Genomic DNA, 6,293 nt, shown 5'->3' with positions numbered 1-6,293 from the left:
ACTGTTTTGTTTGGGTGATGTTTCTTCCTTTTTATCTCTAAAAAGTTCTTCATCTATTTTGTTCTGAAATTTTCTCGAATAACTTAAGAGCGGTTAAAAAGTGCGTGTCTGAAATCATGCTTGCATGAATTTCTGTACACCGCTTTTTAAACATTTGCGAAGCAAAGGTAATCGAAAAACCGTTAGGTTTTGAGATAACCCGCTCAAGTTATATTTAAGGTCTTTCAGGGTTGTTGTCTATTGTTTAATTATCAAGGTTCTGTTGTGTTTTTGTTGGCTGCTCGTCACAGGCAACTTTGATATAATATCACACTGTTTTTTTACTGTCAACAACTTTTCTGACTTTTTTGAAATTTCTCGAATATATATGAAATTGATGACATATAAAAATCCACCTCGCATTACGGTGGACTTCTATAGTATCACTTTTTGCCTCTTTGGTCAATTGCTTTTTAGATAAATTTTACAGCAATTTTCATAATTGGATTGCTATTATAAATCAAACTTAAAATGCTGTTGTCCTGTATCGAATAATAAACCTCTTTTCCAACTCCTGCCGCAAAAAGCAATGAAACCAAAATAAAGATAAACCATACGATTACCAATGCGCCCACTGCCCCTAGCACTCCTCCAGCCAAACGATTTGCAAATCCCAAGACCGGTAATGTAGAAACAACATCCAAGGCAAACAAGATTGCCCGGAACAAAATCGTGATGAGCAAAAACACCGCCAGGAACGCAATAATATTAATCAAAAGGTTCGATAAAAACTTTGCGACATACTGTCCAAAAGTTTCCACACCCAGTTTCCTATATCCCTCTTCATTGTTATTTGCTGTCAATAACGTTTTAAAACTTTGTGGCAATTCTGCATTTTCAATTGCTTTCATCTGCAGCTCTCGCGGAATCTCTGCATCCATCAACGTGGACTCAATCACGTCTTGTCCTGCCTTCAAGCCCGAAAAGACCTTGTCTGAAATTCCCATTGACTGATAATCATTTACATTCAGCTTACCGTCAATAATATCTTGAATACTGTATCCATACTCATTCAACTTCTCTTCAGAAATTCCTGCCGCATCCAACACTTTCTTAATAGATGCTTCATCTAACCCTTTTACCTCTTGTTCCTCTGTACCAGTATCTTCCCCTTCCGGAGTCAAAATATTCATGTCCATCACAACATTTGACATCGCATGGGTAACCTGTCTTTGTATAACCTCATCGATGGGAGTATATTTCGTAACCGCCTTCGCTGCATATGGGGTTAAAAAAACAGTCAGCGCCAACGTCAATACTGTTGCAACCAAAGACACGATAATCTTAATTGCTCCTCTATAGATTCCCACTCCTATACTGATTAGAAAAATCACACCAATACCTACAACTATCCATTCCATTTTCCTCTCCTTACTTAGTAAGTCTCACTTCCTCCATTCCACTAGAAGTCATCATAATATATTTATTTAAACCAAAGACTGGTATCATTTCCAGTATCGGCTTATTTGCCTCACCATTAAATTTCTCAATTCCATTCGTCGAGTAAATTTGACATTTGATACCATCATACATAATAATTTGTTCATCTACAAGTTTTATATGTCCATAATTCCGAGAAATCTCTTGCTCAAGCTGAAGTCTTCCGGAACTATCATACAAGTTCAAGGAAAAACCATCTTTTTGCCGCACCACCAAAAGCACTCTGCTTCGATCCGCCGTCACACTTACAATCTCATTCTTAATCTCGACTGTTTTTATCTCCTTTACAGTATCTCTTCCTTTGAAAAAAGCAAGTTGATGATCTCCCACTACCCCGAAGCGATCATTATCCATCAAAAAGATGGACGGCGCAATCGTATCCTCCATTACAATCTCTTGCTGCTTTACTCCCTCAGTTGTATCCTTCTCACCTGCAAAGCTATAGTAAATGATTTTACTGGTCATTTTGGGGTTTTCGACCATAACATAGGAAACAATCATTCCTTTTCCATCATCTGAAATAACACTTCCCACTGGATAACCTGTATGTGATATAGAGGTCTTATGTTTAACAAGAACATTGCCGGACAAATCATAACATGTCATTTCTGGAACATCATCGCTTCTCATGACAGCACATACGATTCCTTGCTGAGAAATCGTAATTTGCTCAATGGGTGAAGGAGTTGTAATCTCTCCTATCAGTCCAGAATCCGAGACCACTACAATATCATTCCCACCTTTATCGGCCACTGCTGCCGTTTCTCCATTGACTGCTGTTATAGGCTCACGCATTTGATAGGGTTGATTCCATTTTTCTCTTCCTTTCAAATCCAAAAGAGATACCCCTTCTTTACTAATCTTAAGCATCCCAAAAGAGACGGACTGGTATGAATTTTCACTTTTGCTTTTATTTTCTGCTGTGTTGATTACACGTATGGTCGTAAAGGTTTGTCTGGTGACAAAAAGATAAACACCAAGAATAGACGCAAATAAAAGGGTTATGATAATCACACGACGAATCTTTCCTCGTCGTCTTCGGGTGCGCACTTGCTCTTCTAAATCAACCTCAATCAAGGTAAACCCTTCATTATCTTTCCACTTTACTGCGTCTTTTTTTTCTTCATTTTCAATTACAAAAAGTTCTTTGTTCTTCTTTGTCATAATGTTGTTCTGCCTTCCAAGGCTCGTAGAAGAGTCACTTCATCTATATATTCCAGGTCTCCACCTACCGGTACGCCGCTGGCAATCCTACTAACCTTTACGCCGATTGGCTTAATGAGCTTACTAATATACATCGCCGTCGTCTCACCTTCCAAGCTTGAATTCGTTGCAATAATCACCTCATCAATGTCTTTTTCCAATCGTTTAATCAGTTCCTTCAGCTTGATATCCTCCGGACCAATTCCTAGCATCGGCGAAATTGCACCATGAAGAACATGGTACACACCATTATATTTATCTGTTTTTTCATAGGCTGCCAAATCTCTCGTATGCTCCACTACCATAATCGTCTTATGATCCCTGGCTGCATTCCTGCAAATAGGACATAATTCCTGGTCTGTAAGAGTGTAGCACTCTTTACAATACTTCACATTCTCTTTTGCTTCAATCATGGTGTTTGCCAGTCTCTTCACATCTTCCTCTTTCATATGAATCAGGTGAAATGCCAGACGGCTTGCAGACTTTGATCCAATACCAGGCAGACGAGAAAGTTCTTCGATTAGCTTACTAATCTGATTACTATAGTAATCCACCCATTCCTCCAGTCAGGCCACCCATCGCACTACTACTTTCTTCATCCACTTTTTCAAAAGCTTCATTCATAGCGGCCACAATCAAATCCTCCAGCATCTCAATATCATCTGGATCCACTACCTCTTCATTCAATTTTACCTTTAACACCTTTTTCGAACCGCTTACTACAACTTCAACAGCGCCTCCGCCTGCTGCCGCAGTAAACTCTTTGGTCTCAAGCTCTTTTGCCTGCTCCTCCATCTGCTTCTGCATCTTTTGTGCCTGCTTCATTAAATTTGCCATGTTCCCTGGCATACCGCCTCCGGGAAATCCACCTCTTTTTGCCATTTTATGATTCCTCCTCTATTTCGATTTCCATATTAATAAGTTTCTCTATGTCTACGTACTGATCCTCAAAGTTTCTGCCTTCCTCCATATAACGGATCGATACTTCCATAGCTCTATTGGTTTTTTCCTCAATCGCCCTTTTTATTTCATTTATGTGGCTCTCCTGACGCAAAACATCTGCTCCAATTTCATCCGGCATTACAATCAAAAGTTCATCCCTATCTCCTACACTGATACGGGCATTTTTCAAATACCCTTTTACCAGTCCATCTAATTCCATTGTAATTCCCCGAAAGTTTTCCGCCACTTCTCTGACATCCTCCGGAAGGGCTTTTGCAAGAACTGGTGGTTTCACTGTTTTTTCTTCAGTCCCACCGTAAATTCTTTTTTCAATCACCTGTGTCTCAGGTACCTTATCTGCCTTTTCTTCCAGGGCGCGTATGCGTTCCAGCAGCGACTCCTGTCCCTCTTCCATCTGAGGCTTACACAATTTAATCAATGTGACTTCAAAAAGAACTCTCTTTTGGGATGAATAACGCATTTGGTTCGCCATTTCCGAGAGTCTTCGTATATAATAAATCAAGGTTTCACTACTTGCAAGTAAAGTTTCTTCTTTCATGTGCAAAAGACTCTCTGAGGATACATCCAAAACCTCATCTAGATTATCAGAATTTTTAGCCAAGAGCAAGTTTCTGAGATACCAAATAAAGTCTGTACTCAATTGAAACAACTCTTTTCCCTCCATCACCAGCTCCTCTACACAGTTTAAAACTGCTGCCACATCAAAAGAAACAAGACTGGTAAAGAGTTTCCCGAAAGTGCTCGTATCCACCGTTCCCACAATTTCCAAAACATGGTCATACGTAAGTCTCTCGTGAAAATGAAAAGCCACACATTGATCCAGCAAACTTAAAGCATCTCGCATCGCTCCATCTGCAACTCTTGCAATATAGCGAATCGCCTTATCCTCCACATCAATCCCTTCCATCCCGACCAGTTCGTGAAGGCGTTCACTGATTGTGTCAATAGATATTCGTTTGAAATCGTACCTTTGACATCTGCTCAGAATCGTAATCGGTATTTTATGCACCTCTGTGGTAGCAAGAATAAAAATCACATATTCCGGGGGTTCTTCCAGCGTCTTTAGCAAAGCATTAAAAGCTCCTATGGACAACATGTGAACCTCATCAATAATGTAAACCTTGTAACGTCCCTCTGTGGGACGATAGGATACCTCTTCTCGAATTTCCCGAATATTATCCACACCATTATTCGATGCTGCATCAATTTCTATGACATTCATAGACGTTCCTGCCGCAATGGATTTACACGTCTCACACACACCACAGGGGCTCCCTTCCTGTGGATTTTCACAGTTTACTGCCTTTGCCATTATTTTTGCTACAGAGGTTTTTCCAGTCCCTCTTGTTCCGCAAAAAAGATATGCGTGTCCAATTCGATTTCCTTGTATTTGATTTTTTAATGTTTTAACAATCGCATCCTGTCCCTTTACATCCTCGAATGTTTCCGGGCGAAATTTACGATATAGTGCCGTATAGGACATGAATTGCGCTCCTTATCTGCTTAATCGTCTCCAAAGCTAATTCCCATAAGCTTTGCTTCTTTAATAATACTGGAATCCGGATCTACATATTTTAGCTTTCCGGCAACATCCTCTAATTTCATTCTTGTAATTTCCTGGTTCTTTACTGCAACCATTTTTCCATAATCCTGATCCAAAATCATTGCCGCCGCTTCCGCTCCAAGACGTGTTGCAAGCACGCGGTCATAGGCGCAAGGAGAACCTCCTCTTTGCGTATGTCCTGGCACAGTTATTCGAATCTCCTTATCCGTTCTGCTGCCAATTCGATCTGCAATCTCATAAGCCACGGAAGGATATGTGTTTTTTTCTTTCTTGGCTTTCCTTTCCTTTTTCGAAAGGGCAGCATCCTCTTTGGAAATTGCACCCTCTGCAACAGCTAGAATGGTAAACTTCTTTCCATGTTTCGTTCTTCTATTAATTGCCTTTACGATAGAATCTATATCATAGGGAATCTCCGGCAACAGTATAACATCTGCACCTCCTGCAATTCCTGCATGGAGAGTCACCCATCCCACTTTATGTCCCATTACTTCTACAATAAATACGCGTCCATGACTGGTAGCCGTGGTATGGATTTTATCAATGGTGTCTGTCGCAATATCGACTGCACTTTGGAATCCAAACGTCATATCCGTACCCCACAAGTCATTATCAATGGTTTTCGGCAGCGTCACAACATTTAGCCCCTCTTCCCTAAGCAGATTCGCAGTCTTATGAGTTCCATTCCCCCCTAGAATCACAACACAATCTAAATGCAGGCGATAATACGTCCTTTTCATTTCTTCCACTTTATCAAGTCCATTCTCATCCAGAACTCTCATAAGCTTAAAAGGTTGTCTCGAAGTCCCAAGAATCGTTCCTCCATCGGTTAGAATTCCCGAAAAATCCTTGGATTCAAGTATCTTAAAATCCGAATAGATAAACCCTTTATATCCGTCCTGAAATCCATATATTTCCACATCATCCCGTTTGTTATGAATTGCCTTTACTACTCCTCGCATCGCTGCATTAAGAGCTTGGCAATCACCACCGCTTGTTAACATTCCAATACGTAGCATAATGATCCGTCCTTTCTTAAATCCTTGTTCGATTATACCTTATTTTAGCAAATTTCACAATATATGTG

General features: G+C 40.2%; 6 protein-coding genes. All 6 read right to left on the bottom strand.

Going from position 1 to position 6,293, the window contains the following annotated elements; translation table 11 throughout:
• Positions 1–452 precede the first annotated feature (452 nt).
• Genes NHH15_RS09180 through NHH15_RS09155 form a run of 6 tightly spaced genes read right to left on the bottom strand, consistent with a single transcriptional unit; the run spans position 453 to position 6,225 of the window.
• Entirely contained in the window at positions 453–1,400 is a 948-nt protein-coding gene (locus NHH15_RS09180; protein ID WP_262066365.1) for a CvpA family protein, read from the bottom strand.
• Positions 1,401–1,410: 10 nt separating this feature from the next.
• Entirely contained in the window at positions 1,411–2,643 is a 1,233-nt protein-coding gene (locus NHH15_RS09175) for a DUF5711 family protein (protein ID WP_262066364.1), read from the bottom strand.
• Positions 2,640–3,236, bottom strand: coding sequence for a recombination mediator RecR (recR, locus tag NHH15_RS09170; RefSeq protein ID WP_262066363.1), 597 nt, complete (start codon positions 3,234–3,236; stop codon positions 2,640–2,642). The genes NHH15_RS09175 and recR overlap by 4 nt, the downstream gene beginning before the upstream one ends.
• On the bottom strand, positions 3,223–3,564 hold the full coding sequence (locus NHH15_RS09165) for a YbaB/EbfC family nucleoid-associated protein (RefSeq protein WP_262066362.1): 342 nt from the start codon (positions 3,562–3,564) through the stop codon (positions 3,223–3,225). Before NHH15_RS09165 ends, recR begins: the two co-directional genes overlap by 14 nt.
• Position 3,565: 1 nt before the next feature.
• Entirely contained in the window at positions 3,566–5,128 is a 1,563-nt protein-coding gene (dnaX, locus tag NHH15_RS09160) for a DNA polymerase III subunit gamma/tau (protein WP_262066361.1), read from the bottom strand.
• Between the two features lie 20 nt (positions 5,129–5,148).
• A complete protein-coding gene (locus tag NHH15_RS09155) occupies positions 5,149–6,225 on the bottom strand; it encodes a 6-phosphofructokinase (protein WP_262066360.1) in 1,077 nt (358 codons plus the stop codon).
• Between the last annotated feature and the right edge of the window lie 68 nt (positions 6,226–6,293).

The organism is Aequitasia blattaphilus (genome assembly GCF_024721305.1).
Classification (GTDB): domain Bacteria; phylum Bacillota; class Clostridia; order Lachnospirales; family Lachnospiraceae; genus Aequitasia; species Aequitasia blattaphila.
Note: the sequence above shows the minus strand (reverse complement) of the source record. Positions and strands in the feature narration are given on the sequence as shown.

Bases quoted from the DNA above. Each gene is read 5' to 3' on its own strand.
- NHH15_RS09180 (WP_262066365.1), bottom strand. From the start codon at position 1,400: ATGGAATGGATAGTTGTAGGTATTGGTGTGATTTTTCTAATCAGTATA.
- NHH15_RS09175 (WP_262066364.1), bottom strand. From the start codon at position 2,643: ATGACAAAGAAGAACAAAGAACTTTTTGTAATTGAAAATGAAGAAAAA.
- NHH15_RS09165 (WP_262066362.1), bottom strand. From the start codon at position 3,564: ATGGCAAAAAGAGGTGGATTTCCCGGAGGCGGTATGCCAGGGAACATG.
- dnaX (WP_262066361.1), bottom strand. From the start codon at position 5,128: ATGTCCTATACGGCACTATATCGTAAATTTCGCCCGGAAACATTCGAG.
- NHH15_RS09155 (WP_262066360.1), bottom strand. From the start codon at position 6,225: ATGCTACGTATTGGAATGTTAACAAGCGGTGGTGATTGCCAAGCTCTT.